At 50.6% G+C, this 1282-nt stretch carries 3 protein-coding genes; all 3 read left to right on the forward strand.

What is annotated here, in order from left to right; translation table 11 throughout:
* Positions 1 to 258 (forward strand): hypothetical protein (locus LI114_RS13490; RefSeq protein ID WP_227221098.1); only part of this gene is annotated, 258 nt, incomplete at its 5' end.
* Positions 255 to 1130: a phosphoadenosine phosphosulfate reductase family protein gene (locus LI114_RS13495; protein ID WP_227221099.1), complete on the forward strand. Its 876-nt coding sequence runs from the start codon at positions 255 to 257 to the stop codon at positions 1128 to 1130. The genes LI114_RS13490 and LI114_RS13495, both read left to right, overlap by 4 nt.
* 2 nt (positions 1131 to 1132) lie before the next feature.
* Positions 1133 to 1282 carry a hypothetical protein gene (locus tag LI114_RS13500; RefSeq protein WP_227221100.1) on the forward strand — a complete coding sequence of 50 codons (150 nt, stop codon included), beginning with the start codon at positions 1133 to 1135 and terminating at the stop codon, positions 1280 to 1282.

Raw genomic sequence — 1282 nt, forward strand, 5'->3', positions numbered from 1 at the left:
CAGGTCGAGATCTTTAAGGCGCTTGACTTGCTAGGGTTCAGATACATTGCAAAGGACGCTGACGGCAAGGTAGACGCATACACTCACCAGCCGAGTAAATGCGGCGGAATATGGGCATATACGGCTGGCGAGTGTGTCAGAACCCAGTTTCTTAGGGAAGAGGTTTTCGACGCTATTTCGTCGCTTGTCAACTGGAGCGACGACGAACCGCTCTGCATAGCTGAGGCGCTGGAACAGGCGGAGAAAACGAAGCAGTGAACATCGAAAAAGAGCAGCAGGCTATAAAGTGGTTGCAGCTATTCGAGCCTAAGGCAGAAGAGGAGCCGTATTATCTCGCATACAGCGGTGGCAAGGACAGCGACGCTATACTGATTCTCGCAGAATTGGCAGGCGTGCGCTATGAAGCAGTGCATAATCACACGACCGTTGACGCGCCTGAAACAGTATACTATGTGAGAAGCAAGCCGAATGTAAGAATCAACTATCCTGCTTTGTCGATGTGGCGGCTCATCGTAAAAAAGCTAATGCCGCCAACGCGCATATCAAGATATTGCTGCGAGGAAATTAAAGAACACGGCGGCGAGGGTCGGCGTGTTGTTACGGGCGTTAGACGTGCTGAAAGCGTGAGGCGCCGCGAGAGCGTAGGACTTGCGAAGATCTTAGGCAAGCCGAAAACTACACAGCAAAAGGCCGAAGAGCTTGGCGCGGAGTATCGCGTAACAAAGCAAGGCGGGCTGATACTCAACAATGATAACACCGAAACACGCGAACTTGTCGAGCATTGCGTAATGCGGAGCAAAGTAATGATCAACCCCATTTACGATTGGACAGACGAGGACGTGTGGGAGTTTCTAGGACATTACGGCTGCAAAAGCAACCCGCTTTACGAGTGCGGATTCAAACGTATCGGGTGTATCGGCTGTCCTATGGTGAGCAAGCATCGCTACCTTGAATTCGCTCGTTATCCCAAATACAAAGAAAATTACATACGAGCATTTGATCGTATGCTCCAACATCGGCGCGAGCTCGGCAAACCCGCTAAGGATTGGGAAACGGGCATTGATGTATTCCGATGGTGGATGGAAGAAGATTTCAGACAGGTAACTTTTGATGATTTGAGAGGTGAATGAACGTGAAGAAAACTTACCTAATAGAGTTCACCACCGACTACGGCGAACCCCGCATAGTGTCGGTGAAAGCCGAATCGGTGATAACCGCGATACGCACAGCGCGTGACGAGAAGCGCGCGGGAGAATACATAATGTCGGTGAAGGAGGTGTGA

Source organism: Ruminococcus sp. 210702-SL.1.03, from assembly GCF_020559915.1.
Lineage (GTDB): Bacteria > Bacillota > Clostridia > Oscillospirales > Ruminococcaceae > YE71.